1 protein-coding gene is annotated in these 1,635 nt (G+C 74.5%); it reads right to left on the bottom strand.

Annotation, left to right across the window (positions count from 1 at the left end):
• Window positions 1–78 precede the first annotated feature (78 nt).
• Window positions 79–1,635: aminopeptidase P family protein (locus tag FNQ90_RS22430; protein WP_228471496.1), on the bottom strand; the 1,557-nt coding region annotated here is incomplete at its 5' end.

The raw sequence follows: 1,635 nt of genomic DNA, 5'->3' as shown, positions 1-1,635 counted from the left end.
CGCCCCGTGTCGTCGCCCCGGTCATCCGGCGGTGTGCCGTCCCCGGGCCCCGGGACGGGGCCGGCGTGCCCGGCCCGCTCAGGCCACGGGGGGCGGGACGGCATCCCACGGCGCGGTGCCGCCGGTGCCCGACAGCTCCGCCATCCACGCCTCGACCTCATCGGAGGTGCGCGGCAGCATGGCCGAGAGGTTCCGGTTGCCGTCCTCCGTCACCAGGATGTCGTCCTCGATCCGCACCCCGATGCCCCGGTACTCCTCGGGCACCGTCAGGTCGTCCGGCTGGAAGTACAGCCCCGGCTCCACGGTCAGGCACATGCCGGGTTCGAGCGTGCCGTCGGCGTAGGCCTCCCGCCGGGCGGCGGCACAGTCGTGCACGTCCATGCCCAGCATGTGGCCGGTGCCGTGCAGGGTCCAGCGGCGCTGGAGGCCCAGCTCCAGGGCACGCTCCACGGGCCCCTCCAGCAGGCCCCACTCCACCAGCCGGGTCGCCAGCACCCGCTGCGCCGCCTCGTGGAACTCGCTGTACTTGGCGCCCGGCCGCACGGCGGCGATGCCGGCCTCCTGCGCCTCGTACACCGCGTCGTAGACCCTGCGCTGGAGGTCGGTGAAGCGCCCCCCGATCGGCAGGGTGCGGGTGACGTCGGCGGTGTAGAGCTCGCGGGTCTCCACCCCCGCGTCGAGCAGCAGCAGCTCGCCCTCGCGCACGGGGCCGTCGTTGCGCACCCAGTGCAGGGTGGTGGCGTGCGGGCCGGCGGCGCATATCGAGCCGTAGCCGACGTCGTTGCCCTCCACCCGGGCACGCAGGAAGAACGTGCCCTCGATGTACCGCTCGGAGGTGGCCACCGCCCGGTCCAGCACCCGCACGACGTCCTCGAAGCCGCGCGCGGTGGACTCGCAGGCGTAGGTCAGCTGCGCGATCTCGAACTCGTCCTTCACCAGCCGCATCTCGGACAGGAAGGTGGTCAGCTCGGCGTCCCGCTCGGCGGTCACCTTGTCGTGCAGCGCCTGCTCGACGCCGCTGTCGTGGCCGCGCACCACCCGCACCGGGCCGGTCGCCTCGCGCAGCTTCTCCGGCAGCTCGCGCACGTCGGCGCACGGGATGCCGTACAGCCGCTCGGCCTCGGTGAGGCTGTGCCGTCGGCCGACCCACAGCTCCCCGTGGCCGCCGAGCCAGAACTCGCCGTTGTCCCGGTCCGAGCGCGGCAGCCGGTACAGGGTGGCCTCGTGGCCGGTGTCGGTGGGCTCCAGCACCAGCACGCCCGCCTCGGTCTGGTCACCGGTGAGATAGGCGTACTCGACGGCGGCCCGGAAGGGGTAGTCGGTGTCGTTCGACCGCGTCTTCAGCACGCCGGCCGGGATCACCAGGCGCTCGCCGGGGAAGCGGGCGGACAGCTCGGTTCGGCGGCGGGCGGTGTGCCCGGCCTGGGCGATCGGCTCCAGGTCGCGCTGCTCGGTGTCCGCCCAGCCGGAGCGCATGTTGGCGGCCAGCTCGTCGGAGACGGCGCGGGAGAGGCCGTTCTTGCGCGGCGCGGGGCTCTCCTCCGTCCCGGCGTCCCCCTCGGCGGGGTTCACGGGCGCGTCGGACGGGTCGGTCGGGGGTGCCGAGGTCTCCGCGACCGCCGGGGTCTCCGGGGT

Source organism: Streptomyces alkaliphilus (genome assembly GCF_014141535.1).
Classification (GTDB): Bacteria; Actinomycetota; Actinomycetes; order Streptomycetales; family Streptomycetaceae; genus Streptomyces; species Streptomyces alkaliphilus.
Note: the sequence above shows the minus strand (reverse complement) of the source record. Positions and strands in the feature narration are given on the sequence as shown.